General features: G+C 64.0%; 29 protein-coding genes and 1 pseudogene. 18 read left to right on the top strand and 12 right to left on the bottom strand.

Annotated features, from left to right (window positions below; genetic code table 11):
- Positions 1 to 13: 13 nt before the first annotated feature.
- The 4 genes from NKI41_RS33305 to NKI41_RS21945 all read right to left on the bottom strand — a co-directional run bounded on the left by NKI41_RS33305 (position 14) and on the right by NKI41_RS21945 (position 2962).
- Positions 14 to 643, bottom strand: coding sequence for a DUF982 domain-containing protein (locus NKI41_RS33305; protein WP_502901228.1), 630 nt, complete (start codon positions 641 to 643; stop codon positions 14 to 16).
- On the bottom strand, positions 640 to 855 hold the full coding sequence (locus NKI41_RS21955; RefSeq protein WP_352472116.1) for a hypothetical protein: 216 nt from the start codon (positions 853 to 855) through the stop codon (positions 640 to 642). Before NKI41_RS21955 ends, NKI41_RS33305 begins: the two co-directional genes overlap by 4 nt.
- Before the next feature lie 103 nt (positions 856 to 958).
- Entirely contained in the window at positions 959 to 2590 is a 1632-nt protein-coding gene (gene groL / locus NKI41_RS21950; protein ID WP_352472117.1) for a chaperonin GroEL, read from the bottom strand.
- Between the two features lie 57 nt (positions 2591 to 2647).
- Positions 2648 to 2962 (bottom strand): co-chaperone GroES, encoded by a 315-nt coding sequence (locus NKI41_RS21945; RefSeq protein WP_352457303.1) that lies wholly within the window; start codon positions 2960 to 2962, stop codon positions 2648 to 2650.
- Positions 2963 to 3301: 339 nt separating this feature from the next.
- On the opposite strand from NKI41_RS21945, the gene NKI41_RS21940 reads away from it, so the two are divergent.
- Positions 3302 to 3571: an usg protein gene (locus NKI41_RS21940; RefSeq protein ID WP_352457304.1), complete on the top strand. Its 270-nt coding sequence runs from the start codon at positions 3302 to 3304 to the stop codon at positions 3569 to 3571.
- Between the two features lie 115 nt (positions 3572 to 3686).
- Here NKI41_RS21940 and NKI41_RS21935 read toward each other — a convergent pair whose 3' ends face one another.
- Together NKI41_RS21935 and NKI41_RS21930 are read right to left on the bottom strand one after the other, a co-directional pair.
- Positions 3687 to 3950 (bottom strand): DUF982 domain-containing protein, encoded by a 264-nt coding sequence (locus NKI41_RS21935; protein ID WP_352501214.1) that lies wholly within the window; start codon positions 3948 to 3950, stop codon positions 3687 to 3689.
- Between the two features lie 136 nt (positions 3951 to 4086).
- Positions 4087 to 4299, bottom strand: a complete 213-nt coding sequence (locus NKI41_RS21930) for a hypothetical protein (protein WP_245274651.1) — start codon at positions 4297 to 4299, stop codon at positions 4087 to 4089.
- 345 nt (positions 4300 to 4644) lie between these two features.
- Here NKI41_RS21930 and NKI41_RS21925 point away from each other — a divergent pair.
- The 9 genes and pseudogenes from NKI41_RS21925 (at position 4645) to NKI41_RS21885 (ending at position 12338) form a co-directional block, all read left to right on the top strand.
- Positions 4645 to 5120, top strand: a pseudogene (locus NKI41_RS21925) (Hsp20 family protein).
- A 29-nt stretch (positions 5121 to 5149) separates the two neighbouring features.
- Positions 5150 to 5671: an Hsp20/alpha crystallin family protein gene (locus tag NKI41_RS21920; RefSeq protein ID WP_352685157.1), complete on the top strand. Its 522-nt coding sequence runs from the start codon at positions 5150 to 5152 to the stop codon at positions 5669 to 5671.
- 57 nt (positions 5672 to 5728) lie between these two features.
- The gene (locus NKI41_RS21915) at positions 5729 to 6412 is read left to right on the top strand and encodes a hypothetical protein (RefSeq protein ID WP_352685155.1); all 684 of its coding nucleotides are present in this window, start codon (positions 5729 to 5731) and stop codon (positions 6410 to 6412) included.
- 109 nt (positions 6413 to 6521) lie between these two features.
- On the top strand, positions 6522 to 7124 hold the full coding sequence (locus NKI41_RS21910) for a CDP-alcohol phosphatidyltransferase family protein (protein WP_352501216.1): 603 nt from the start codon (positions 6522 to 6524) through the stop codon (positions 7122 to 7124).
- A 26-nt stretch (positions 7125 to 7150) separates the two neighbouring features.
- A complete protein-coding gene (locus NKI41_RS21905; RefSeq protein WP_352685153.1) occupies positions 7151 to 8938 on the top strand; it encodes a bifunctional alpha/beta hydrolase/class I SAM-dependent methyltransferase in 1788 nt (595 codons plus the stop codon).
- 2 nt (positions 8939 to 8940) lie between these two features.
- On the top strand, positions 8941 to 10284 hold the full coding sequence (locus NKI41_RS21900) for a phosphatase PAP2/dual specificity phosphatase family protein (protein ID WP_352685151.1): 1344 nt from the start codon (positions 8941 to 8943) through the stop codon (positions 10282 to 10284).
- Complete coding sequence (locus NKI41_RS21895) at positions 10281 to 10709, top strand: hypothetical protein (RefSeq protein ID WP_352685149.1); 429 nt, start codon at positions 10281 to 10283, stop codon at positions 10707 to 10709. The genes NKI41_RS21900 and NKI41_RS21895 overlap by 4 nt, the downstream gene beginning before the upstream one ends.
- 8 nt (positions 10710 to 10717) lie before the next feature.
- A complete protein-coding gene (locus NKI41_RS21890) occupies positions 10718 to 11380 on the top strand; it encodes a lysophospholipid acyltransferase family protein (protein ID WP_031211476.1) in 663 nt (220 codons plus the stop codon).
- 22 nt (positions 11381 to 11402) lie between these two features.
- Complete coding sequence (locus NKI41_RS21885; protein ID WP_352685229.1) at positions 11403 to 12338, top strand: phosphatidate cytidylyltransferase; 936 nt, start codon at positions 11403 to 11405, stop codon at positions 12336 to 12338.
- A gap of 124 nt (positions 12339 to 12462) precedes the next feature.
- Here NKI41_RS21885 and NKI41_RS21880 read toward each other — a convergent pair whose 3' ends face one another.
- Positions 12463 to 14460 carry an AI-2E family transporter gene (locus tag NKI41_RS21880; protein WP_352685147.1) on the bottom strand — a complete coding sequence of 666 codons (1998 nt, stop codon included), beginning with the start codon at positions 14458 to 14460 and terminating at the stop codon, positions 12463 to 12465.
- 260 nt (positions 14461 to 14720) lie between these two features.
- Between NKI41_RS21880 and NKI41_RS21875 the strand changes: the two genes are divergently transcribed.
- The 3 genes from NKI41_RS21875 to NKI41_RS21865 all read left to right on the top strand — a co-directional run bounded on the left by NKI41_RS21875 (position 14721) and on the right by NKI41_RS21865 (position 17721).
- Complete coding sequence (locus NKI41_RS21875; RefSeq protein WP_352472132.1) at positions 14721 to 15008, top strand: hypothetical protein; 288 nt, start codon at positions 14721 to 14723, stop codon at positions 15006 to 15008.
- Positions 15009 to 15342: 334 nt separating this feature from the next.
- Positions 15343 to 15564: an alkylphosphonate utilization protein gene (locus NKI41_RS21870; protein ID WP_023675660.1), complete on the top strand. Its 222-nt coding sequence runs from the start codon at positions 15343 to 15345 to the stop codon at positions 15562 to 15564.
- A 186-nt stretch (positions 15565 to 15750) separates the two neighbouring features.
- A complete protein-coding gene (locus NKI41_RS21865) occupies positions 15751 to 17721 on the top strand; it encodes an acyltransferase family protein (protein ID WP_352685145.1) in 1971 nt (656 codons plus the stop codon).
- Between the two features lie 255 nt (positions 17722 to 17976).
- Here NKI41_RS21865 and NKI41_RS21860 read toward each other — a convergent pair whose 3' ends face one another.
- Positions 17977 to 18234 (bottom strand): hypothetical protein, encoded by a 258-nt coding sequence (locus tag NKI41_RS21860; protein ID WP_352472134.1) that lies wholly within the window; start codon positions 18232 to 18234, stop codon positions 17977 to 17979.
- A gap of 219 nt (positions 18235 to 18453) precedes the next feature.
- Here NKI41_RS21860 and NKI41_RS21855 point away from each other — a divergent pair, with 219 nt between their 5' ends.
- The gene (locus NKI41_RS21855) at positions 18454 to 18771 is read left to right on the top strand and encodes a hypothetical protein (RefSeq protein ID WP_352453504.1); all 318 of its coding nucleotides are present in this window, start codon (positions 18454 to 18456) and stop codon (positions 18769 to 18771) included.
- Between the two features lie 223 nt (positions 18772 to 18994).
- A complete protein-coding gene (locus NKI41_RS21850; RefSeq protein WP_352467934.1) occupies positions 18995 to 19306 on the top strand; it encodes a hypothetical protein in 312 nt (103 codons plus the stop codon).
- A gap of 44 nt (positions 19307 to 19350) precedes the next feature.
- Here NKI41_RS21850 and NKI41_RS21845 read toward each other — a convergent pair whose 3' ends face one another.
- The 3 genes from NKI41_RS21845 to NKI41_RS21835 form a co-directional block, all read right to left on the bottom strand.
- Positions 19351 to 19956, bottom strand: a complete 606-nt coding sequence (locus NKI41_RS21845; RefSeq protein WP_352472136.1) for a DUF6456 domain-containing protein — start codon at positions 19954 to 19956, stop codon at positions 19351 to 19353.
- Positions 19957 to 20021: 65 nt separating this feature from the next.
- The gene (locus NKI41_RS21840; RefSeq protein WP_352685142.1) at positions 20022 to 20657 is read right to left on the bottom strand and encodes a high mobility group family protein; all 636 of its coding nucleotides are present in this window, start codon (positions 20655 to 20657) and stop codon (positions 20022 to 20024) included.
- 69 nt (positions 20658 to 20726) lie between these two features.
- Positions 20727 to 21125 (bottom strand): hypothetical protein, encoded by a 399-nt coding sequence (locus tag NKI41_RS21835; RefSeq protein WP_352685140.1) that lies wholly within the window; start codon positions 21123 to 21125, stop codon positions 20727 to 20729.
- Positions 21126 to 21207: 82 nt separating this feature from the next.
- On the opposite strand from NKI41_RS21835, the gene NKI41_RS21830 reads away from it, so the two are divergent.
- Entirely contained in the window at positions 21208 to 21903 is a 696-nt protein-coding gene (locus tag NKI41_RS21830; RefSeq protein ID WP_352457320.1) for an XRE family transcriptional regulator, read from the top strand.
- A gap of 222 nt (positions 21904 to 22125) precedes the next feature.
- Here the strand turns inward: NKI41_RS21830 and NKI41_RS21825 are convergent, their stop codons facing one another.
- On the bottom strand, positions 22126 to 22431 hold the full coding sequence (locus NKI41_RS21825) for a hypothetical protein (protein WP_352501226.1): 306 nt from the start codon (positions 22429 to 22431) through the stop codon (positions 22126 to 22128).
- Between the two features lie 171 nt (positions 22432 to 22602).
- Here NKI41_RS21825 and NKI41_RS21820 point away from each other — a divergent pair, with 171 nt between their 5' ends.
- Positions 22603 to 22971 carry a hypothetical protein gene (locus tag NKI41_RS21820; protein ID WP_352472141.1) on the top strand — a complete coding sequence of 123 codons (369 nt, stop codon included), beginning with the start codon at positions 22603 to 22605 and terminating at the stop codon, positions 22969 to 22971.
- Positions 22972 to 23038: 67 nt separating this feature from the next.
- Entirely contained in the window at positions 23039 to 23497 is a 459-nt protein-coding gene (locus tag NKI41_RS21815; RefSeq protein ID WP_352685138.1) for a GNAT family N-acetyltransferase, read from the top strand.
- Positions 23498 to 23635 lie beyond the last annotated feature (138 nt).

Here is a 23635-nt window from a genome sequence, read left to right as displayed (position 1 = left end):
CTTCTCCAACCGCTCAGGCCGGGGCGTTGACGCGCTGTGCGCGCGTTGCCCAGTCGGCAACCGTGGCGCCAGCAACGCTCTCGCCGGCAACCATCCCGTTCGTCTGCGGCGCAAGCAGGTCGTTGCGGCGGGCGAAGGCAACGAAGGTGGCGCGCGCCGTCTCGGCGTCGATCTCTCCTTCCAGTGCTGCACGGCACGCTTTTGCGGCGATGTCATGCGCGGCCGTCCGGCTCGTTGCCGGCCACTCAGCCAAAAGCGCATAGGCCTCAGCCGCGCTTTCTATCTTCGTCGGCGTACCGAGGCCGGTGAGGATGTTAACCGGCTTGTCGAACGAAGCACGATCCATGACACTCTCCTTTCCTGGCTCAATCGGCTGCTTGCGGAACTCAACCGCGCGGGCGCTTCGATCCGCCTGCAGGACGGCGTCGATCGGTGAATGCAATACGGCTTGCATGCCCGGCCGCGGCAGCAGCCGATGCCCCTTGACCAGCGCCTCGAGCCAGGCCGCCACGCCCAGCGGCGGATGTTCGCGCCCGTAGAGCCACGCCTTTGCCTTGGCGAGCGGGTGACCCGCCTCTTCGGCGAAATCGGTTTCCGACCAACGCAGCAGGCGCAGGCATTCGCGCATCCGCGCCGCGATCATTTGCGCTCCTCCGTGCCGGCCCCCACGCGTTGAGCCGACAGAAACATCAGCGTGTAGGCCGCCTTGCGGCGGTCCCAGCCGGCCGACTCGGCCATATCCAACAAGCCGTCGACCAAAGGCGCCAGCGCCGCCCTGCAGTCGGTTTCATAGTTGAAATCGTTTTTCGGGCGGGTCGGCGCCGCGATCTTTCCAAAACTGTCCATCATATCCATGGCAACACCTGCTCAGCATTAGTTCCGGACCGGCAAGACCGTGCCCGCTTTTGGCGGGCACGGTCCATCTGCCGTTTCGAAGTCGCGCTTTGGAAGCCTGGCCTTAGAAGTCCATGCCGCCACCGCCGGGCATGGCCGGTGCGGCAGCTTCCTTCTTCGGCTTCTCGGCCACCATCGCCTCGGTCGTCACCAGCAGGCCGGCAACAGAGGCGGCACCCTGGAGAGCAGTGCGCACGACCTTGGCCGGGTCGATGACGCCTTGACTGTAGAGGTCGCCGAACTCGTTGGTCTGCGCGTTCCAGCCATAGCCGAACTCGCCCGTCTCACGCAGCTTGCCGACGATGATCGAACCTTCGGCGCCGGCATTCTCGGCGATCTGGCGCACCGGCGCTTCGATGGCGCGACGCACGATGTCGACACCGGTCTTCTGATCGGGATTGTCGACGACGACATTATCGAGCGCCTTCGCCGCTCTCAGCAGCGCCACGCCGCCGCCGGGCAGGATGCCCTCCTCAACCGCCGCGCGTGTGGCGTGCATGGCGTCGTCGACGCGATCCTTGCGCTCCTTGACCTCGATCTCGGTCGAGCCGCCGACACGGATGACGGCGACGCCGCCGGCGAGCTTGGCCAACCGCTCCTGCAGCTTTTCGCGGTCGTAGTCGGAGGTGGTTTCCTCGATCTGCGCCTTGATCTGGCTGATGCGCGCATGGATTTCATCCTTGCGGCCGGCGCCGTCGACGATGGTGGTGTTCTCCTTCTCGATCAGCACCTTCTTGGCGCGGCCGAGCATCTCCAGTGTGACGTTCTCGAGCTTGATGCCGAGGTCCTCCGAGATCGCCGTGCCGCCGGTCAGGATGGCAATATCCTCCAGCATGGCCTTGCGGCGATCGCCGAAGCCCGGTGCCTTGACGGCCGCGACCTTAAGGCCGCCGCGCAGCTTGTTGACGACCAGCGTCGCCAGCGCCTCGCCCTCGACGTCCTCGGCGATGATCAACAGCGGCTTGCCGGATTGCACGGCGGCTTCGAGCACAGGAAGCATGGCCTGCAGGTTGGACAGCTTCTTCTCGTGGATCAGCACATAGGGTTCTTCGAGTTCGACGCGCATCTTATCCTGATTGGTGATGAAATAGGGCGAGAGGTAGCCACGGTCGAACTGCATGCCTTCGACCACTTCCAACTCGGTCTCAGCGGTCTTCGCTTCCTCGACAGTGATGACACCCTCATTGCCAACCTTTTCCATCGCCTCTGCGAGGAAGCGGCCGATCTCGGCATCGCCATTGGCAGAGATGGCGCCGACCTGAGCGATTTCGTCATTCCTGGTCACCTTGCGGGCATTGGATTTCAGGTCGGCGACCACGGCGTCGACCGCCTTGTCGATGCCGCGCTTCAAATCCATCGGGTTCATGCCGGCAGCGACCGCCTTGGCCCCTTCCCTGACAATGGCCTGAGCAAGAATCGTCGCGGTCGTGGTGCCATCGCCTGCGGTGTCGCTGGTCTTCGAAGCAACTTCGCGGACCATCTGAGCGCCCATGTTCTCGAACTTGTCCTCGAGCTCGATCTCTTTTGCCACCGTCACGCCGTCCTTGGTGATGCGCGGCGCGCCGAACGATTTGTCGAAGACAACGTTGCGGCCCTTGGGACCGAGCGTCACCTTCACCGCATTGGCAAGCATATCGACACCGCGTAACATCTTCTCGCGGGCTTCGGTATGAAATTTCACATCTTTGGCAGCCATTGGAACACTCCTCGATAGGCAGCTTTTCGTTGACTGGAATGCTTGTTCAGGCCCCGCTCAGGCAGCCTTCTTCATTTCGCCCGTGGCTTCGATCACGCCCAGCACGTCGCTCTCTTTCATGATGAGCAGATCCTCGCCATTGAGCTTGATCTCGGTGCCGGACCATTTGCCGAACAAAATGCGGTCGCCGACCTTGACGTCGAGCGGCTGCAATTGGCCGCTGTCGTCGCGCGCGCCCGGACCGGCGGCAATGACCTCGCCCTCCTGCGGCTTCTCCTTGGCGGTGTCGGGGATGATGATGCCGCCCGCGGTCTTTTCGTCGACCTCGATGCGGCGGACCAGGATGCGGTCATGCAATGGACGGAACGCCATGTCGTTCTCCTCTCGGGACAAACAGATTTTCGAACATCTTCCTGACCGGACCGGCAATATCGGCCCGGCACGGGGTGCGCGATCTCTTCTTCAGGCATCGCGCGCATACGAACTAGTCGCGCTTTTTTCAGCTTTCAAGAGGATCATGCAAAAATTTTAGCACTCGACGCCTGAGAGTGCCAATACGCTGTAATTGTTCGCACATTCGCCGTTTCCGGCGCGATGACCCGGCCGGATTTCCAAATCTGTCCGTCTCCTGAGCCGCTTGCCGGCGGCTGGAACCTATGTGGAAGGCGAGGCGTTTTGCAGACCGAGGTTCATTGGGAAAGGAAGGATTGCATGACCAGCAGGGACTTTCAGCTCCAGATGCAAGGGTTTGGCCTCACCACGGCGGAGATCCACTACCGTCTGCCCGATCATCGAAGCCTGCTTCAGCTCTATATCTGGCAGGAATACGATATCGCCCCTGATTTCCCGACGCTGAAGCATTTCCTCGATTTCTGGGAGCGCGAGATCGAAGGCCCGCTGCATTCGGTGCGCGTGGCTCATCACCGTCTGATCCAACCGTCCGAATGGCGGGCCGTAAACGGCATTATCACCGTCCACTGAGGAGCAAGCCGATCTGCCGCCAGACAGCAAACAAAGTGCCTCCGAAGCGGGGGAGAGGGGTAGCTGACTCTCCCCCACTTTGTTTTGGATCTCACAATATCGGAGGGCGTCCGGACTAGCCGGCGTGGTCGACAGGCTTGCGGGCGAGCAATCCAGCCTTGCGCGCCGCCCTGACGAAGGCCTTGCGCGCATCACGCGCGGTGCGCCAGCCGTCGAGCGCGTCGCGGCAGGTCCGATAGGCGGCGCGCCAGCTCCGGCCGCGTGCACGGTCCGGCCACTGCTGGCGCATGCATTCGATGGCTTCCCAACTGCTGGCGACCTTGCGCTCGCTGGATTGGAATTTCAACGTGATCGGCTCGGCGAAGCGGACGTCGTCCATCACTTCCTCCTTGTTTTCTGATCGTCTTCTTGTTTGAGCAAGCAACGTTGTGCTGGCGGCACCGGCGGCCGGCCGGCGCCGCTGAAGGACATGGTTCGTCCCCTTGCGCGGTTCAAGAGCATCGCGCAACAGCCGGTTATTCCTCCTCGTCCGGCCCTTGCAGCAGTTCGATCAGCGTCGCTACCCTTGCCGTCGGCAGCGGTCGGCCCTCGTTCACCAGCGCCTCGTCGGCGGCGATCCAGGCCAGGGCCTCGCGCAATTCCTGGACCGTCCCGTCCGTCGCCGCAATGTCGGCGATCACGGCTTCGTCGACCGGGCCCAGCACAGAAATGATCTCGTCGCGTGTCATGGTCAGCTCCATCTGCGAGTGCCGGGAACGGGCCCGGCAACACAAGAAATCTGGGTCTTGACCTGCTGCAGACAATAACCGGCCGGGGAAGTCAGCGTTGGCAATTGAAACCAGACAGGCAATCTCGTGCCGGACATCTCCCCACTTGTGGCGAGATTGGCAGCCTCGCCGAACCGACCGAAAACCGGCCCGAAAAACCGGCAACGCGAGAGCCACCGGGTCTTGACTTGCGGCGGACAATAACCAAATCGAAGGCACCGGTCGCCGAAATGGGGCCGGCGGAACCAGGGAGCGCCAGCTCTTTGGCGCCCCTCGTATCTATGTTGCTCGATGGAGGATGTAGCTATGAGAACCGCATTCGACTTTTCCCGCTCTATCGGTCGAGCATCGGCTTCGACCGCGTCTTCAACCTGCTGGAAAATGCGCCGCAGGCTTTCGACGCCTGGCCGCCCTATGACATCGCGCGCAGCGGCGAGAACAACTACCGCGTCACTATCGCCGTAGCCGGGTTTTCCGAGGACGACCTCGAAATCACCCATGAACCCAACCTCCTGATTGTCTCCGGCCAGCATAAGGAGCCGGACAACGCAGAGTATCTGCATCATGGCCTCGCCACACGGCCCTTTACCCGCCGTTTCGAGCTTGCCGATCACGTCAAGGTCGCAGGCGCCTCGCTCGACAACGGCCTGCTCAGCATCGATCTGGTACGTGAGGTGCCCGAGGAGATGAAGCCTCGGCGCATCGCCATCGCGACCGATGTCGCCTCGCCGAAGACCGGGCCGAAGGTCGCGCAGGGCGAAGCAAACAAGCAGGCTGCCTGAATGCACCAGTCGAGAAAGGAGACTATGCAATGGCTATTCGTGATCTCATTCCCTGGGGCCGGGAGAACAATCAGACCCCCAGCCTGTTCCGTGACGCCGATCGCGATCCCTTCCTGACCCTGCATCGCGAAATGAACCGCCTGTTCGACGAGGCGTTCCGCGGCTTCGACACGAGGCTGCCGTCGCTCGGTGGCTTCTCCGCTGCCCGCGTCAGCTGGCCCAGTATCGACATCGCCGATGGCGAAAAGGAGATCCGCGTCACCGCCGAGATCCCCGGCATGGACGCGAAGGACGTCGAGCTGCTGCTCGATGACGGCGTGCTGACGCTGCGCGGCGAGAAGCGCGAAGAGACCGAGGACAAGGACAGGCAGTTCTCCGAACGCTTCTATGGCCGTTTCGAGCGGCGTATCCCGCTCGGCTACGAAGTCGACGAAGACAAGGTGAACGCCGCGTTCCGGAACGGTGTGCTCAGCGTGACGCTGCCCAAGACGGAGCGCGCCCAGGCAAAGGCCAAGCGTATCGCCATCACCGGCGGCGACGGCAAGTCCTGACGGCTCGTAGGACGACGCCCCTTCTGCCTGCCGGTTCCGGCGGGCAGAAGCGGGCAAATGTCGATGACCCGTTCTCCCGACGCTCCGGTTCCGCCTGACCAGGCGCAGCACGCCCTGCAGTGCCTGACGACCGAGCATTTCGTGCTGCAAAACGCTCGCGCCGCGACCATTCAGGAAGCGAACCAGAGAGCCGATCTGTTCCTGACCTCGGTCTCGAGCGCAACGATTGCCTTGTCCTTCGTCGCGCAGGTCACGGAGATGGGCAGGCCGTTCGTGTTGTTCAGCCTGATCTTGCTGCCTTGCCTTTTCTTCATCGGACTGGTCACCTTTGTGCGCGCGGTGCAGGTTGCCATCGAGGACATGGTGCATGCCCGCGGCATGGCCAGGATCCGCCATTATTTCGTCGAGCTGGCGCCGGTCCTGCAAAGATACCTCGTCAATTCCACGCATGACGACCCCTCGGCGGTGCTGGTCGACAAGGGCCTCAGACCCTCGCCGCTGCAATATTTCATGACCACCGCGGGGATGGTGGGCACGATCAACGGCGCCATTGCCGGCGTCTTCACCGGCATCATTGTTAAGTCCGCTTTCGGCGGGGGCATGTCGCCCGGCGTGATTTGCGGGCTGGCGGTCTTCGCGACATGCATTCTCATCCTGCGGCGCTATCATAGTCGCGCCTGGGCGGCGGCCGAAGAAAGCTTGCCCGCACGGTTCCCGGGCGACAATGGCAGGGAAAGCTAGCGCCGACATATCCGGATGTCGAAAAGTGGCAGGGCGCCGCCCTTGCGTCTTGCGCGCCAATTGACCATCCTCGCCAACATCATTTGCACCGCGGCCGGGGGGTTCGCATATGCCGACGCTTTATGCGCTGAAACCGGCCTTCCAGGCCAGGCTGCGGCCGCTTGCCGATGGCCTGGCCAGGGCCGGCGTCACCGCCAACCAGATCACACTGCTGGCCGCTGCCCTCTCGCTCGCCGCCGGCCTTGCGGTGGCAGTCCTTGCAGGCCATCGCGCGGTCTTTCTGCTGATGCCGCTCGTGCTGTTTACGCGAATGGCGCTGAATGCCATCGACGGCATGCTCGCAAGGGAACATGGCCAGGCCTCGAAGCTCGGCATGTATCTCAACGAGCTCTGCGATATGATCTCCGACCTCGCTTTGATCCTGGCATTTGCCGTCATTTTTCCCGCCTGGGGTGTCGTTGCATTTGCGATCGCGGCTATGATCACTGAGTTCGCCGGCGTGCTCGGCATCGCCGCCGGAACCGGGCGCAACTATGCCGGCCCGTTCGGCAAAAGCGACCGGGCGCTGGCGCTCGGCATCCTCGCCGTGCTTATCGCGTCCGGCCTGTGGGTCCCGGCGCTCACGCCGCTCGTGTTTCCGGCCATGGCTACACTCTCGCTGGCGACCGCCATCAACCGGATACGCAGCGGCCTTAACGGGAGCGGCAGCTGAATTCCGGTCTCGCCAGGGAGAACAACATGCTTCACCAACAGACGGTTGCCGCGGTGGCTCCAGCCAATATCGAGCGGGTGGCGCAGGAGCGCAGCTTCAAGAGCCATGACGGCACCGAGATCTTCTACCGCTATTGGCCGGCGCTGTCGGAAAACCGCAAGGGCGCCATCCTGCTGTTCCATCGCGGCCACGAGCATGGCGGCCGCATGGCGCATCTGGTCGACGAGCTCCAGATGCCCGATCACGCCTTCTATGCCTGGGACGCGCGCGGCAATGGCCGCTCCGCCGGCGAACGCGGCTATGCGCCGTCGTTTGCGGCGCTGGTGCGCGACATCGATTGCTTCGTGCGCGAGATCGGCAGCGACGGCTTTGCCCGGCGCGACATCGCGCTGATCGCGCAATCCTTCGGCGCCGTGCTTGCCGCCGCCTGGGTGCATGACTATGCGCCTGACATTCGCGCCCTGGTGCTGGCCTCGCCGGCCTTCTCGGTCAAGCTCTACGTACCCTTCGCCAAGCAGGGCATTGCGTTGTGGCAGAAGCTGAAGGGCCGCTTCTTCGTCAATTCCTACGTCAAGGCGAAATTCCTGACGCATGACCCCGAGCGCATCGCCTCCTTCGACGCCGACCCGCTGATCACCCGGCCGATCGCCTCCAACATCCTGGTCGAGCTCTACGATCATGCCGCGCGCATCGTCGCCGACGCCCGCGCCATCACCGTGCCGACACAGCTTCTGATCTCCGGCAGCGACTGGGTGGTGCGGCATGGACCGCAGCACGAATTCTTCGTCAATCTGGCGAGCCCGGCCAAGGAGCGGCACGTGCTGCCCGGCTTCTTCCACGACACGCTGGGCGAGCGCGACCGCCACAAGGCACTCGACCTGATCAGGCCCTTCCTCGAAAAGCAGTTCGCGGCGCCGGAAGAGCCGGTCGACCTGACCGGGGCCGACCGTGCCGGCTACACACGCGACGAGGCCGACCGGCTGGCCTCGCCGCTGCCGCTGCTGTCTCCCAGGGGGCTCTACTGGGCAATGAGCCGCGCCTCGATCCGCATGGGCGCCTGGCTGTCGTCCGGCATGAAGACGGGGATTGCCACCGGCTTCGATTCCGGCTCGACGCTCGACTATGTCTATGAGAACGAGGCGCGCGGCATCAGCCCCATCGGCCGCATGATCGACCGCACCTTTCTCGATGCCGTCGGCTGGCGCGGCATCCGCCAGCGCAAGCTGCATCTGGAGGAGCTGATCGGCAGCGCCGTTGAGACGCTCAAGGCCGCCGGCCGGCCGGTCCATATCGTCGATATCGCCGCCGGCCATGGCCGCTACGTGCTCGATGCCGTGCAGAAAGGCGCCGCGCCGCCGGCAAGCGTACGGCTGCAGGATTTCTCCGAGCTCAACGTCTCGCTCGGCCGCAAGCTGATCGCCGAGCGCCATCTGCCGGCGACCGTCTCGTTCCATCAAGGTGACGCCTTCGACGCCACGATGCTGGCCGGGCTCGACCTGGCGCCGGATCTCGCCATCGTCTCGGGGCTCTACGAATTGTTTTCCGACAATGCCATGATCGCCCGCTCGCTCGGTGGACTGGCCAGCGCCATGCAGCCCGGAAGCCTGCTCGTCTACACCAACCAGCCCTGGCATCCGCAGCTCGAGATGATCGCGCGCAGCCTGACCTCGCACCGCGGCGGCCAGGCCTGGGTGATGCGCCGCCGCACGCAGGCCGAGATGGACCAGCTGGTGGCGGCCGCCGGCTTCGAGAAGCTCGATCAGCGCATCGACCAGTGGGGCATCTTCACCGTTTCGGTCGCGCGGCGCGTCTGAGCATGGACCTGCCTGCCTGTGCCTCACCTCGCGATGCCCCTGCCCTTCCGGCCTTGCCGCGCGAGCCGTATCCCGGGATCGTCCTGCGCGCCGCATTGTGGCTGGCATTTCTGGCGCCGTTCTTCTACACCACCTACGGCTTCGCCAATTGGCTGGCGTCGCGGCGCGACGACGTCGGCAGCATCGTCTTTGGCTGGGAGCATGGCATCCCGTTCCTTGCCTGGACGATCGTGCCCTACTGGTCGATCAACCTGTTCTACGGCTTGTCGCTGCTGTTGAACAATTCGAAGAGCGGCGTCGACCGCCTCGCCGGCCGCTATCTGACGGCACAGATCGTCGCCGTCGCCTGCTTCATCCTGTTCCCGCTGACTGCCACGTTCGTGCGCCCGCAGACGAGCGGTCTGCCCGGCTTCATGTTCGCCGTACTCGGCGGCTTCGACAAACCCTTCAACCAGGCGCCGTCGCTGCATATCGCGCTGCTGGTCATCATCTGGGACCATTGGCGTCACAGATTGGCCGGCATCGCCGGCGTCGCCTGGCATGTCTGGTGTTTCCTGATCGGCGCCTCGGTGCTGACGACGTGGCAGCACCATTTCATCGACATACCGACCGGCGCGCTGCTCGGTCTTTTCGCGCTGTGGCTGTTTCCGCGCGACGGCGCCTTGCCTTTCGCCGGCTTCCGCCTGACCGCGGACCCGAAAGCGCGGCTTCTGGCGCTGTTCTATGCGCTTGGCGCAGCCTTTGCGCTGGCCGGCGCTGCTGCCGGCGCATTGGTCTCGGCGCTATGGCTCATCCTGTTGTGGCCGGCACTGGCGCTGGCCATAGTCGCTTTCGCCTATGCCGGCGCCGGCGCCAAGGTGTTCCAGAAAACAGCCGATGGCCGCGTGTCGCTGGCCAGCCGTCTTCTGCTGTGGCCCTACCGGGTTGCCGCCAAGGTCAATGTGTGGGCATGGACGCGAAAGCTCCCGGCGCAGATCGTCATCGCCGACGGTGTTTCCCTTGGCCGTTTTCCGACCGCCGCCGAGGCCGATGCCTTTGGCACGGTGATCGACCTTGCCGGCGAATTGGAACGGCCGCGTGGCGCCTCGATCCGATGGTTGAGCCTGCCCATGGTCGACCTTTTGCCGCCGTCTCGCGAGGCGCGTGCGCAAGCGGTGGCGGCGATCGAGACAGCGCAGAGCAAGGGCACGGTGCTGGTCTGCTGTGCGCTCGGCTTCCAGCGCAGCGCCGCCGTCGTCGCCGAATGGCTGGTCGCCAGCGGCCGGGCCGCCACGCCGGATCAGGCGCAAGGCAAGCTCGCTGCCGCCGGCCGGCCTGTGCATCTTGGCATGGACGCGGCGACATGACCGCTTTTCGAGATAAGGCCGAGACGTTCGCCGCCGGACTGATGGTGCAGGTGGCGTGGCCGCTGCTGTTGATTGCTGCTGCCTTGCTGGCGGCGCCGGCCATCGGCCTGGCGGCTGCGCCGCAAACATCGTCGCTGTCCGCGGCGGCCTGGCTGATCGCCGCCGCGGGTGCCATAGCCACAATTATTCTCTCGGCCCTGCTTTTGTTCGACGCGCTGCTGTTCCGGCTGATGGCCAGCCACGCCAGCGAGGCAGGCGGCGGTGCGGCGATCGACGGCCTGCTGGCGCGCATGCGGCTGAAACCCACGGCGGCCGGTGGCCGCTCGCTCGACCAGCGGATGGCCGGCACGCGCCGTCTGCTCGCCAAGCAGCGTATCGCCTTCAGCCTGTTCGCGGCGGCCTCGGTCGTCGCGGCATTCTTTTGAGCCCGTCCATGACAAAGCTTCGCGTCAGCACCTATACCCTGCTGCAGACGGTGACCTCGGTCGGCCTGTCGGCACTGGCCTGGGTGGTCACCGGCGTGCGGCCGATCTGGAACGGCAGCCAGCCGTCGGACCGGCAGCGTATCTACTTCGCCAACCATGCCAGCCACGGCGATTTCATCCTGCTGTCGGCCTGCCTCAGCGAGAAGGAGCGCGCCCGTACCCATGCGGTGGCGGCCGCCGATTATTGGAGCAAGACGCGGCTGCGCCGTTTCATTGCCGAGGACATGCTGTCTTCCGTGCTGATCCACCGGCAGTGGACGGATGAAACGCAGCACCCGATCTCGATCATGCTGTCGGTGCTCGACCAGGGCCATTCGCTGATCCTGTTTCCCGAAGGCACGCGCAACATGACCGACGAACCGCTGCTGCCGTTCCGCTCCGGCCTCTACAATCTGTCGATGGCGCGGCCCGATGTCGAGCTCATCCCGTGCTGGATCGAGAACATGTCGCGGGTGCTGCCCAAGGGCCAATTCGTGCCGGTGCCGCTGCTTTGCCGCGTCGTCTTCGGCGCCCCGATCGCCATTCAACCGGGTGAGGAACGCCGCGCCTTTCTCGACCGCGCCCGCGAAACGCTGCTGGCGCTGAACCCCCGGCCGCAGCGAGACGATTGAGGACCAAGGCAAAATGCTGCCGATGATGCACGAAACCCTCATTCTGATTGTCGGCCTGCTGGCGGTGCTGATCAGCGCCAGCGTCGTCGCCGGCGTCTTGTCATGGCGCGCGCCAAAGCCGTTGTCGCCGACGCTGGTCAACCTCACCCAGCGCATCAATGCCTGGTGGGTGATGGTGGTGGCGATCACCGTCGCCTTCTTCTTCGGCCGCCCCGGCATGACCATCCTGTTCGCGCTGATTTCGTTCGCCGCGCTGCGCGAATTCGTGACGCTGACGCACAGCCGCCGCAGCGACCACTGGGTGCTGCTCGGCATGTTCGGCATCGTCATCCCGTTCCAGTACTGGTTGGTGTGGACCGCCTGGTACGGCCTGTTCACCATCTTCATCCCGGTCTACTGCTTCCTGCTGATGCCGGCGATCACCGCGCTGCACGGCGACACCGAACGCTTTCTCGAGCGCGTCTCGGCGCAGCAATGGGCGGTGATGATTTCGGTCTACTGCGTCAGCCACGTGCCGGCGCTGCTGACGCTCGAGGTGCCAGGCTTCGAAGGCCGCAACCTGTTGCTGATCGCTTTCCTGATCATCACCGTGCAAGGCAGCGACGTGCTGCAATATATTTTCGGCAAGCTGTTCGGCCGGCATCTCCTGGCGCCGATGGTCTCGCCGTCGAAGACCTGGGAGGGGCTGGTCGGCGGGCTGGCGGCATCGAGCCTGCTCGGCGCGCTGCTGTCGTTCCTGACGCCGTTCTCGCCGCTGCAGGCAGCCGGCGTCGCCTTCATCGCCTGCCTGATGGGCTTCCTTGGCGGGCTGGTCGCCTCCGCCATCAAGCGCGATCAAGGCGTCAAGGACTGGGGCCATCTGATCGAAGGCCATGGCGGCATGATGGACCGTGCCGACAGCCTGGTCTTCGCCGCCCCGGTCTTCTTCCATACCGTGCGCTATTTCTGGACTATATGATGGTTGGCGCCGTTTGCCGTGGCGGACGGTTCAGGGCGACCTTGCGAAGATAACCTGATCCGTTTCGTTATTACCACTTTCGCGAAAGCGGTAATAACCCGACCTGCCGCAGTCTTCGCCGCACTCATTTTGCCGCGGCGAGCGGCTCTTTCTTGCGCGCCGGCGTCAGGCGGCGCATGCGGCGTTTGGCGGTGGTCTTCAGCGCCACCGGCGGAGCGCTGGACAACGCACCGAGCACCGCGTCTACCATGCCATGTGCGACGAAATCGGCGTTGATCTCGTTGGCCAATCTGGCATCTGCCTCCTGGTTGTCGCTGTCGGCTTCCGACCACAACACGATGCCCACTCGCAACCTTGGTTTGGTGCGTTTCAGCCGACGGACCAGGAACCGCCCGTGCTTGACGGAATCCCGGTTCAAAAATCCGATGACGACACTATCGACGGCGTCGAGCTCAAGGCGGCGAATGCTCCCCGGTTCCATCTCGGCGAAGCTCGCTCTCAACACCGTAGCGCCCTGGACCTCGAGCACCTGGGCCAGCATGGCGGCCGCCGCGTCGTCGAGTTCGCCGCGCCCTCCGGCGCACAGCACCGACATGCCCGTGCCATCCGGCAGTTCGGTGTACTCCTCGCCCTGAACCTCCCCCTGAATGTGCTTGTCCTCGCGTGAGCCGTTGTCCTCGGCCGCGGCCGTGTCGTCCGCTTCCGCCTCCTCCTGCGCGCTGTCGTCGAGGTTCGCCACCATCGTCAGCGCGCTGCCCGCGACCTGCTGTCTTTGCTCGTCGCTCAGCACACCACGCACCCGGTCCTGCTCGCCGAGCAGAAGTGCGGGAATCGCGACCTTGTCGTAGAACTCGACCAGATATTCTTCGTCCAGCATCTCCTCGGCATGGTCCGTCGCTTCCTCGGGATCGCCGGCCAACAGCCGCTGGTAAAGCCGGGCGTGCGGTTCGAGCACGGGTTCGTTGCCGAACAGAACGTCGAGGAATTCGAACTGCGGCACATGGCGGCCGAGCACGACGAGGCAGACCGTGAGCGGCGTCGACAGAACCAGGCCCAATGGCCCCCAGAGCCAGGTCCAGAATATCGCCGCAACGATGATGGCCAATGGCGACAGCCCGGTGCGCGAGCCGTAGAGCCAGGGTTCGATCACGTTGCCGGTGATCAGTTCGACCACGACGAAAAGCCCTGCGGTCCAGAGCACGAGCGACCAGCCGGGCGCCACGGCAAGCGCCAGGAACAGAGGCAACAGCGTCGCGATGACCGGGCCGATATAGGGAACGAAGCGCAGCGCCAGCGCCAGCAAACCCCACAGCAATGGATTGGGTATGCCCAGCAGCCAAAGTCCAATTGCAATCGGGACGGCATAGACGATGTTCACGACCAGTTGCATGAGCAGATAGCGGCCGACGCGCTTGCCGGCATCCTGCAGCGCCTCGGTGGTTCGATGCAGATCGCCATAGCCGACGAGGCGTATGAAGCGATCGCGCAGGTCCTCCCGCTCGAGCAGCATGAATATGACGACCACGACGATCAGTCCGGCCGATGCCAGCGGGCTCAGCAGCGGGCCGATCAGATTCTGGAGAACCTCGAGCGGTCGTTCGCGCGCGACGATTTCGACCGGGATCGGTTCCCGCGGAGGCTGATCGGCGGCGGGTTGCACGGGCTCGGGTCTGTCGAGCTCCTGGCCGACGCGTTCGATCACCCGGCTCAATCTGGAAACGATGCCGCCGCCGACGCCGGTTTCCTTGAGCGACCGGACCTTGGTCAGGATATTCGCCTGGTAGAGCGGAATGTTCTGCGCCAGTTCACTGACCTGCGTGGCGACGATGAAGGAGAACAGCGCCAGCACGGTGAATGCGCCGAGCACACTGGCGATCACGGCCGGAAGACGCGGGATGCCGGCTCGCTTGAGTGCCGACACCATGGGCACGAGCGCAAAGGTAAGCAGCAGCGCGATTGCGATCGGCAGAAAGACCTCGCGCCCGAAATAGAGCGCCGCGACGGCCGTCACGACCGACGCTACGCTGGGCAACGATGTGCGCGGAAGCGCCCTGGCCGCGGAAACGATGCCCGCCCGCCGGGGCTCCGACAGGTGCGCGTCGTTTCGACGATTTGCCGCCACTTGATACCTCCGCTCCGCCGTCGCCATGATCGGGCATATTGAGCCGGCCTGCAACTTCGCAGCGTCTCACCCAGCTGGACGCCGATTGCCCTGGTCGGCAGCGCGGCAAATTCAGTCATGGTAGAATTTTTTGCATTAATGACGTCACGGGCAATCCTGTTCCATGTCTGCGCCAGAACGTGGAACTTTTGGGTCAAAACACCGTTCCTTCGTAGATCGCTGATGGACAACCTCAAAGCAGCAGCTCAGGAGGAATGATCATGAACTTCAAGACGCTTTGCATGGGCGCGATAGCGCTTTCGATGATGACCGGCGCAGCGCTTGCCGCCGGTGCCACTGGCACTTCGGCGCTCGACGATCCGCAGAAAATGACGCCCTTCTTCACCGACGCCGGCATGAAGACCATGAAGTCGGAAGCCGAATTCAAGGCGGCATGGATGGCCATGTCCACGAGCGACCGGGCCATGATGTTGAAGGAATGCAGCGACGCAGGCATTGCCAAGATGCATGCCGACTTCTGCAAGATGGCCAAGCAGCTCAACAAGTAACCGTCCGCTTCTTGCCAAGCGAAATGGGGGCCAAGCGAAAGGGCGGGCGGCCCTTTCGCGACCTTCCAGTCCGCACTCATACCGGCGGGTGCCTAGCCATTTGAAATCGCGACGCCGGCAGGAGCGGCAATGACATTATGGTCCAGGGGCACCGTCTGCTTGCAACCTGGGTTTTCCGGTCGGCCGTTCCCGCATAGTATTGGCGGACGGCCCGCTTGACGCTTGACCCCGCTTGACGCTTGACCCCGCTTGACGCTTGACCTTGTCGCCGAGCGTGGGATAGGCCGGGGACTGGCCCGACCACCTCCCACCGGAGTCCCACGAAAGACCTGCCATGACCGACGCGATCATAAGAGACAGCAATGGCACGGCGCTGCACGAGGGCGATTCCGTGACCCTGATCAAGGATCTCAAGGTCAAAGGCACGTCGGAGACGATCAAGCGCGGCACGTTGGTGAAGAATATTCGCCTCACCGGCAATCCCGGCGAGATCGAATGCAGCACCAGGCAGGTGAAGGGCCTGGTGCTGAAGACCGAGTTTTTGAAAAAGGCGTGATCGCCTCGGCACCCTTCGCTTCGCTTCCATGGCTCTCGAATCGCTCGTGTGAGTGAACCGCCCACGCGAGGAACTGGAGGAGCCGCGCCCTCCCCCTATGTTGCACTGCGTTAGATTTGTTGCATTGCAATATCGTCGCATCGGGTCGAGCCTCTGCGAGGTGGGCATTCCTAGCATGAGGTGATTGTGTCGGCATCATTTCGGCCTGACATCGAAGGGCTGCGCGCGCTGGCGGTGGCGGGTGTCATCGCCTTCCATTTTGGTCTGTCCGGCCTGCCCGGCGGCTTTGCCGGCGTCGACATCTTCTTCGTCATCTCCGGCTATCTGATCACCCGCCACCTGGTTACGGAAATCACCGAGGCCGGGCGGCTGAACCTCTGGCGCTTCTACGCCCGGCGCGCCCGGCGCCTGTTGCCGGCGGCACTGTTCGTCATCCTCGCCACGCTGTTCGCGGGTTACTTCATCCTGTCGCCGGAGGAACAGGCGCTTTACTCGAAAGGCGCCATGTTCGCCTCCGCCTACATGATCAACCTTTGGCTGATCCGCTGGTCGTTCGACTATTTCGCCGCCGACGCCACCAACAACCCGTTCATCCACTTCTGGTCGCTCTCGGTCGAGGAACAGTTCTATTTGGCATGGCCGGCGCTGCTTCTTGCCGCCGCCTGGCTGCGTCCCGGCAAGCGCGCCGCTATAATCGTCATCGGCGTCGCCGGCGCGGCCTCCTTCGCCGCCTGCGCCTGGCTGACGGAAGTGTCGCAGCCCTGGGCCTTCTATTTCTCGCCGCTCAGGGCCTGGGAATTCGCCGCCGGCGGCCTCGCGACCATGGCGCCGGCAAAGATCTGGCGCGACCGGCCGCTGCTGGCCACGCTCCAGGCATGCCTCGGTCTGGCGCTGATCGCCTGGGCCTATCTGATGCTGGACGAAGACTCGCCATTTCCCGGGGTGAATGCGCTGGCGCCTGTTGTCGGCACCGTGCTGCTGCTGCTCAGCGGCAGCGGCGGCCGCAATCTGCCGAGCGCCCTGCTGGCGCTGCCGCCCATGCAATGGTTGGGCCGGCTGTCCTATTCGCTTTATCTCTGGCACTGGCCGGTCATCGTCTATGCGGCGATGGTGGTTCCCAGCCTGTCCATCCTGGACCGCCTTGCCTGCGCGGCGCTGACGCTGTTTCTGTCGATGTTCACCTATCATTTCATCGAGAACCCGATCCGCCGCAACGGCTGGCTGATGGCCGGAGCAGCGCGGGCGCTGGTGCCCGCCGTCGCGCTGACCGGCGCCGGCGTGGTCGCGGCCTATGGCAATGCGCGCTTTGCCGAGCACAATCTCAGCCCCGAACAGCACGTCATCGCCGACAGCGCCGCGCAGCTCTCCACTGTGCGCGCGAGCAATGGCGGCTGCGTGCTCGATTTCGAGACCGTCAAGCCAAAACCCTGCATGTTCGGCCGCAAGGATGCCCAGCGCTCGGTCGTGCTGTTCGGCGACTCGCATGCCGACCATTGGTCGACGCCGCTGATCAAGGCGGCCGAGAAGAACAACTTTCGCGTCGTCACCTTTCTCAAATCCTCCTGCCGGGCTTCGCGGGTGACGACCTGGAACTGGCGGCTGAAGCGCGACTACACCGAATGCGACCAATGGCGCGAGCAGTCGGTCAAGGACATCATCGCGCTCCACCCGCAACTGGTGGTGATCTCGGAGTTCTCGATCGGCAATGTGATGAAGGAATCGCCCGAGGAGTTGAAGCACGCCGACTGGCAAGCGCAGTGGCGGACGGGCCTCACCTGGACGCTTCAGGCCTTCAGCCAGGCCGGCATCAAGGTCGCGGTCATCAGGGACGTTCCCTACAATGCAAGCTACGCCGACAAATGCGTGGCGCGGGCGCTGTGGCGGGGCCAGACGCCCGCGACATGCGACACGCCCCGGATCATGGCGGCAAACGACGACATCGCCACCATCGAGCGCGATATCGTGCGCTCGACACCGAACGCTGCTTACATCGACATGACCGACCGCTTTTGCGACCAGACCACCTGCCACGTCTTCATCGACGGCAAACTAGCCTTCCGCGACCGCCACCACCTGGCAACGCCTTTTGCGGAGACGCTGGAACCGGCGGTGGAGCGGGCGCTGTTTTCGGATGTGATGGCGGCGGCTGTAAAGTAACGGTTCCGGATCTTGTCGGATCACGACTCAGCCCCTCGGCAAGCAACCATGCGGGGGTCAGCTAAGGATGAGACCCGCCAGGAAAACGGTAAGGAGAAGCGACAGCGGAACTGCAAGAAGGCAGCACAGCTCGAAAGTATTGGCTCGCCAAGAAGTCATTGGGCGCTTTTCCATGTTGGCCTTCTCCCTCAACGGCCAGACCGAAACGGCAGTTCCGCTTAAATGTCAGGATGCTCGTCCGCACCGCTCTTTATGCTACTGCCGCAACTCGTTCCGCTTCCTGGTCATCCATCGTGCACGCGCCAGATGTGTCGCCCACGCCCGGAAAGCCCTCTCCGGCTCCCGCTCCGGATCAAGATGCAGGACGATGCGGGCGACCTCGCGCCAGTCCGTTCCTTCCGCCGAAGCGTCGAGCAGCCGGATATAAGTAAGCATGCGATCTTCGTCATAACCGGTCAGCACCGAAGACGTCGGCGCTGCGTTCGCGATATGAAGGTTTGGCGGCTTTAGCATTGCGATCTACCAGCACCGGCGCATCGTAGCAGCCTATGAAGAAGCCCGCGCCCTTTGATCGGAGGATGCGGATCGCGATTCGCCCCGACAGTCGACAAATGCGGACCTCGGGCGGCGGTTCCCCGCCCAGCTGGGCTCACGCCTCACCACGTCGTGATCGGGTCGAGGCAATCTATATATTTTAGTGGAACCTAATTTAGTCAACGCAATTATGCGTGCGTGAGAAAGCGTGAAATCCAGACCGTCACTGAAAGCCGGCTATCGCGGGATCAGTTGGCCGATGATCCAGTGATTGCAGTCGATTTGACGGAACGGATATTGCAGGCGGCCGACAACGACAGGATTGTCTGCCTCGTCGTGGCAACGGAGGAGCTGGAAACCGACCGCATCGAGAAAGCAGAGCCTAAGGAGACCAGGATTGCCGCAAGCTTCGTCCGGGACTTTGAGGTAATGCTGCTTGTTCTTTATGCGGCCTACGCCCTCGCTGTGCTGGGTGCGACCGCGTTCGTTTTGCTGGAATTGGGCCATGTTCTGTAGGCAGACGTCGGCAAAAAACGGGACTGACGCGCGATTGCCGCTGTTTGATGAGAGGAGCGGCCACGCTGCGTCGACGATCCGACCCCGGCGCAGCCAGCGGCGTTTTCGCGCCAGCAGGCGCTAAACTTCGGGCTCGTCCGTTCGTTACATCTTGCCAATCTATGGAACGAGGCTGCCCCTCGGGGGTTTTTCTATTAGAGGGACGTTAAAGAAGGAGGTAGCTATGAAGAAGCTCCTGCTTGCCTCGGTGATCGCCATCGCATCGGCGGCTTCCGTGATCGGCCCGGCGAATGCCGGCGGCAGCGTCACAATCGGCATCGGCAACGGCTATGACGACGACGACTATTACTATCGCCACCATCGGTATTCCGATTACGACGATGAGTACGTTCCCCGTTACCGCTATGATGTCTATAACGAGGACTACGCGCCGCGCTACCGGTACCGGTACCACCGGCGCTGCCACACCGAAGTCATCAGGCACTGGCGTCATCACCACCGGATTATCGAAAGAATCCGTGTCTGCCGTCGTTGACGGATCGATCCGGCCGGTAGTGCCGGCCGGATCGGCGGGGCTTCTCACCTCGGCTTGCGCATCAGCATCATGCCGTAATGCACGGCCAATATGTCGAGCCCGATCTTGAGTAGTTTCACCACCACGTCGCGCGGCTCGCCGGCCTGTTCGGCCAGGCTCTTGACCGTTGCGTCGGCACAGCAGACCTTTTGCACGATGCCGGCGATCTCCCAGTGGGCAAGCGCCCTGGTGGCCTCGGCATGGTCGCGGCCGGCGGACAGGATGTGTTCGGCGACGCCGCTGCCGGTGCGGCCGCCGTCGACGCGCTCGGCCCAGGCCATCGGCTTGGCGGTTGCCTCGGACGAGTTGCGGAAATCCTGGCGGTAGCGCATGCCCGCCTCGCGCTGCTGGCGCGACAGCGAGGTGAGGCCGCTCAGCGGGTCGACGTTGCGCACCCGCACGATGCCGCCGGTCGCTGTGTGGCCGTCATTGGAGACCTCATAGAGGCGCGCTCCTTCCTGCGTCCCCTTCGCCAGCCGCTTGCGGCCGAACCGGTCGTCCTTCAGTGCGAAATCATGGCCGATCTCCTTGCGGATGCGCACCTGCTCAGCCTCGCCTTTCGGCAATCTCGGTGGCCTGGCTTTGACCTTTTGGGCGGTTTTGGTGCTCATCGGCTCGGTCCTCCTGGGTTTTGGTCGTCGGGCTCTGGCTAACTTCCAGCCTCATTGCAGCGGGCTCAAATCGCTTCGGCCGGCAGCGTACGCAGGAAGCGCGCCGCGTGATAGGCGCAGTAGCTTTTCGATGGGTTCGTGCGCATTCCGCAGCACAGCATGTCCAAACCTGGCCGGCTGCCGGGAGCGTCGTTTTCCGCATCCTCCTGCGGCGTCGTGTCGAGCGGCGCGCGGCAGCGCTCGAACAGGCAATCGATGAAGCGCATGGCGGCGAAATGCGGCTGGCGGCCGCCGGCGGCGATCGGGCGCGGCGCCGGCATTTCGAGCGGTGCGCCATCGGTCCCGGTGATCCGAGCCGGACCCGGCTGCCAGGCCGGCGGCGCCAGCCTGGCCGACAGCCTTGCCGGGCGGCAGCGTGGCTCGGCCTTCGGAGCCGACTCCGCTTGATCAGCAGTGCTGGATGGCTCAGGCGCCGAATTTCCGAGCCGGCCGCCAGAGCGTCCGCCACACCAGCCCTTCGATCTGGCAAGGCCGATGGTGCGCAAACGGGCGGTGCGGTGGACGATGCCGATGATGGCTGCACGCGAGGCCGGGCGGCCGCGCAGCGCGGTCAACCGGGTGGCGATCTTCGCGGCCGACAGTCCGCTCGTCAGCCAGTTCTCGATTTGTTCCAGTTCCGAGGCGGAATAGCGGGCGGCCATGATGTTTCATTCCCTGCAAAAATGGTTGTGTGCGGCGCCGGCTTCGCCGGTCTCAGGCTCGAAAGCCGGTCAGCCTTCGCGTGGTCTGCTGCGATCGCGCTTCATCTCGGCCGCCTGCCTTGTTGCGCCGGACACTGCCTTGCCCGTCCGCTCGTCGAAGGCGATGACCGTGCCGTCTTCGGTGCGGATGCAGGAAACCGCGGCTTCCGCATTGCCGGCCGGCAGGCAATTCGTGGCCGGAGTCGTGAGGGGAACGGCTCCGGCCGTTCCGGCCGCTTGCGCTGCCGGATCCGAGGCGCGAGCCTCGGGCATCGTCCCGGCCGGGGAGGAGGACAGCCGCGACGAAGGGGAAAGGGTTGGCACATGCATGGCCTCGGCGATCGGTAGCGCTACCGCCTCCAGGCGAGCGCTGCCGGCGCGCTGAACGGCGGATTCAAGGACCGAAAGCTGGCGAAGCGACTTGTGCATGCCTACATAAGAGCATAACTCAAATCATAATGCAAGCGATTCTTGCATAGACGAAACCGAATCTTATGCCTCAGATGGAGCCATGGCGAAAACTGCACTGTCGATCAAGGTCGGAGCGGCGATCCGCCGGGCGCGCAAGCAGCGCGGCCTGGTGATGCGTCACATTGCCGAGCACAACGACACCGACGTCGCTGCCGTCGGCAATTGGGAGACCGGGCGCAACCTGCCCAAGACCGAGAACCTTTTGAAGACCGCCGCTTTCCTGCGCGTCGACCCGGTGGCGCTCGGCAAGGGCGAGGTCGTTTTCCTCGAAGATGCCGGACCGGTCGCCGATGCCGAGATCGTCACCGATCCCGGCCCCCTGCCCGCCGGGCCGATGGACATCCAGCTTCTCGGTACCGCCGTCGGCGGCGACGATGGCGACTTCACCTTCAACGGCCAGCCGGCCGGCTATGTCCAGCGGCCGCCGGGGATCCGGCATCTGCGCAATGTGTTTGCGCTACACGTGCTGAGCGATTCGATGGTGCCGCGCTACGAGCCCGGCGAGATGATCTATTGCGGCGGCCGCGAAGCGTTGCCCGGCGACCATGTGGTGATCGAGACCCTGCCCGAGGAGAACGAGCAAAACGGCAAAGCCTTCATCAAGAAGCTGGTCAAGCGCACCGCCGCCGAGCTGATCGTCGAACAGTACAACCCGCCCAAGACGCTGTCCTTCAACCGCTACGCCATCAAGAACGTCTTCCGCGTCATCCCGCTCAAGGAACTGCTGGGGTATTGAGGCGGGAGCTTTCCCTTCTCCCCTTGTGGGAGAAGGTGGATCGGCGCACAGCGCCGAGCCGGATGAGGGGTGCTGGAAGGAACGCGGCGGAGGAAATGTAGAAGCGTTTTTTAAGCATTTACGCCATCAAGGTAGCGATCCGTCCAACACCCCTCATCCGACCGAGCTTCGCTCGGCCACCTTCTCCCACAAGGGGAGAAGGGAAGAGCAGCACGCCCGCCCTCAAGCCCGCCTCGACTGCAGCTCTCGACCATTGAGCAGGCGCGCCTCGGCGCGGGTCCGTTGCCGGTCGTCGATGAAGGCGGCCTGGATCGAGACGGCGGCGCCCGGCAGGCCGTCGGCCCGGCAGGCCTTGCAGATCAGGCGCCCCGAAAGTGCGGCCAGCGGTGTCTCCGGCATCACCCCATGCCGCTTGAGCTCGGCCGGCTTCCACCACCTGTTGCGGCCGCAGTCGATGCATTCGACGGCAATCGAGACAACATCGGCGATCGTCGCTTCCTTGCCTGCCAATGCCATGGTTATCCCCATCGTTGTTCCTGCTTTGTTCGCAACATTATCGGATTTTGGAGCGGAGTCGAGTCGGTTCCGCTTACATCAACGTGAAAGTTTCACTTGTTCAATTATTTGAGTTATGCTTATACGTGGCGAGGACTGGAATCGGCGCGAGCAACAGAACCGCGGCCGGCCGGCAGCAAGGGAATGACGATGGACCCAGCCCAGTTCGCCCATGCTTGCGGCTATAGCGGCGACAGCCCGGCCATGCTTGCCGCTTTCGCGGCCATCCGCCAGGACGGCATCCGCAAGGCACGCCAGGGTCATCGCCAGCGCAAGGCGGCGATCGACCGGATGAAGCCGAGCCGCGCTCTGTTCCTGGCGGCGATCCGCCCGGCGCAGTCAGCCGAGGAGGCACTCGAGGATGCCGCCCGCTTCCTGTCGATGTTCCGCAACATGCCGCACTGGCGACAGGAAAGGCGCGCCGCCGACCTCACCCGCGCCAGGCAGCAGCGCCTCTTCGCCCGCTTCTTCCGCCGCTACGGCCACCGCCTCTGGGCGCTCGAGGCGACCTGAAGGCGCGCGGGCCTCCTTGCAAAACGGATGTTGCGATCGCCGACACCGCGCCGTATGTCTCCACGCGATGAGCGAGATCAAATTCCGTCGCGCGCAAGCGCCCGACCTGCCGGCGATCGTTGCAATGCTTGCCGACGATGTGCTCGGCGCGAACCGGGAAGACCCGTCCACGCCGCTTGCGCCATCCTATCTCGATGCCTTCAGCGCAATCGATACCGATCCCAACCAGTTGCTGGCCGTCGCGGTCAACGCCGGGCAAGTGGTCGGAACGCTGCAGCTCAGCTTCCTTCCAGGCATTTCGAGAAAAGGCGCCTGGCGCGGCCAGATCGAAGGCGTTCGCGTCGCCCGGCAATGGCGCTCGCGCGGCGTCGGCAAGCTGATGATCGAATGGGCGATTGAAACATGCCGTTCGCGCAATTGCAGCTTCGTCCAGCTCACCACGGACAAAGGTCGACGGGAGGCTCACGCTTTTTACGAGCGCCTCGGCTTCACCGCCAGTCATCTCGGCTACAAGCTGGCGCTGTAGCGCTCGGCTGATTGCCGAAGTCGGCGCTGCCCCTCATCCGCCTGCCGGACATCTTGTAACTTGTTTCTTGCCGACTCTGCTATGAAGGCAGGTGCGGTGGCGGACGGGAGACCGGAGCATCTTTGGGTGATCGAGCCC

This window comes from Mesorhizobium sp. M0601, assembly GCF_040320845.1.
GTDB lineage: Bacteria > Pseudomonadota > Alphaproteobacteria > Rhizobiales > Rhizobiaceae > Mesorhizobium.
The sequence above is the reverse complement of the archived record's forward strand: the minus strand, read 5'-3'. Positions and strand labels throughout refer to the sequence as shown.

Bases quoted from the DNA above. Each gene is read 5' to 3' on its own strand.
- NKI41_RS33305 (WP_502901228.1), bottom strand. From the start codon at position 643: ATGATCGCGGCGCGGATGCGCGAATGCCTGCGCCTGCTGCGTTGGTCG.
- NKI41_RS21955 (WP_352472116.1), bottom strand. From the start codon at position 855: ATGGATATGATGGACAGTTTTGGAAAGATCGCGGCGCCGACCCGCCCG.
- groL (WP_352472117.1), bottom strand. From the start codon at position 2,590: ATGGCTGCCAAAGATGTGAAATTTCATACCGAAGCCCGCGAGAAGATG.
- NKI41_RS21945 (WP_352457303.1), bottom strand. From the start codon at position 2,962: ATGGCGTTCCGTCCATTGCATGACCGCATCCTGGTCCGCCGCATCGAG.
- NKI41_RS21940 (WP_352457304.1), top strand. From the start codon at position 3,302: ATGACCAGCAGGGACTTTCAGCTCCAGATGCAAGGGTTTGGCCTCACC.
- NKI41_RS21935 (WP_352501214.1), bottom strand. From the start codon at position 3,950: ATGGACGACGTCCGCTTCGCCGAGCCGATCACGTTGAAATTCCAATCC.
- NKI41_RS21930 (WP_245274651.1), bottom strand. From the start codon at position 4,299: ATGACACGCGACGAGATCATTTCTGTGCTGGGCCCGGTCGACGAAGCC.
- NKI41_RS21920 (WP_352685157.1), top strand. From the start codon at position 5,150: ATGGCTATTCGTGATCTCATTCCCTGGGGCCGGGAGAACAATCAGACC.
- NKI41_RS21915 (WP_352685155.1), top strand. From the start codon at position 5,729: ATGTCGATGACCCGTTCTCCCGACGCTCCGGTTCCGCCTGACCAGGCG.
- NKI41_RS21910 (WP_352501216.1), top strand. From the start codon at position 6,522: ATGCCGACGCTTTATGCGCTGAAACCGGCCTTCCAGGCCAGGCTGCGG.
- NKI41_RS21905 (WP_352685153.1), top strand. From the start codon at position 7,151: ATGCTTCACCAACAGACGGTTGCCGCGGTGGCTCCAGCCAATATCGAG.
- NKI41_RS21900 (WP_352685151.1), top strand. From the start codon at position 8,941: ATGGACCTGCCTGCCTGTGCCTCACCTCGCGATGCCCCTGCCCTTCCG.
- NKI41_RS21895 (WP_352685149.1), top strand. From the start codon at position 10,281: ATGACCGCTTTTCGAGATAAGGCCGAGACGTTCGCCGCCGGACTGATG.
- NKI41_RS21890 (WP_031211476.1), top strand. From the start codon at position 10,718: ATGACAAAGCTTCGCGTCAGCACCTATACCCTGCTGCAGACGGTGACC.
- NKI41_RS21885 (WP_352685229.1), top strand. From the start codon at position 11,403: ATGATGCACGAAACCCTCATTCTGATTGTCGGCCTGCTGGCGGTGCTG.
- NKI41_RS21875 (WP_352472132.1), top strand. From the start codon at position 14,721: ATGAACTTCAAGACGCTTTGCATGGGCGCGATAGCGCTTTCGATGATG.
- NKI41_RS21870 (WP_023675660.1), top strand. From the start codon at position 15,343: ATGACCGACGCGATCATAAGAGACAGCAATGGCACGGCGCTGCACGAG.
- NKI41_RS21860 (WP_352472134.1), bottom strand. From the start codon at position 18,234: ATGCTAAAGCCGCCAAACCTTCATATCGCGAACGCAGCGCCGACGTCT.
- NKI41_RS21850 (WP_352467934.1), top strand. From the start codon at position 18,995: ATGAAGAAGCTCCTGCTTGCCTCGGTGATCGCCATCGCATCGGCGGCT.
- NKI41_RS21845 (WP_352472136.1), bottom strand. From the start codon at position 19,956: ATGAGCACCAAAACCGCCCAAAAGGTCAAAGCCAGGCCACCGAGATTG.
- NKI41_RS21840 (WP_352685142.1), bottom strand. From the start codon at position 20,657: ATGGCCGCCCGCTATTCCGCCTCGGAACTGGAACAAATCGAGAACTGG.
- NKI41_RS21835 (WP_352685140.1), bottom strand. From the start codon at position 21,125: ATGCACAAGTCGCTTCGCCAGCTTTCGGTCCTTGAATCCGCCGTTCAG.
- NKI41_RS21830 (WP_352457320.1), top strand. From the start codon at position 21,208: ATGGCGAAAACTGCACTGTCGATCAAGGTCGGAGCGGCGATCCGCCGG.
- NKI41_RS21825 (WP_352501226.1), bottom strand. From the start codon at position 22,431: ATGGGGATAACCATGGCATTGGCAGGCAAGGAAGCGACGATCGCCGAT.
- NKI41_RS21820 (WP_352472141.1), top strand. From the start codon at position 22,603: ATGACGATGGACCCAGCCCAGTTCGCCCATGCTTGCGGCTATAGCGGC.
- NKI41_RS21815 (WP_352685138.1), top strand. From the start codon at position 23,039: ATGAGCGAGATCAAATTCCGTCGCGCGCAAGCGCCCGACCTGCCGGCG.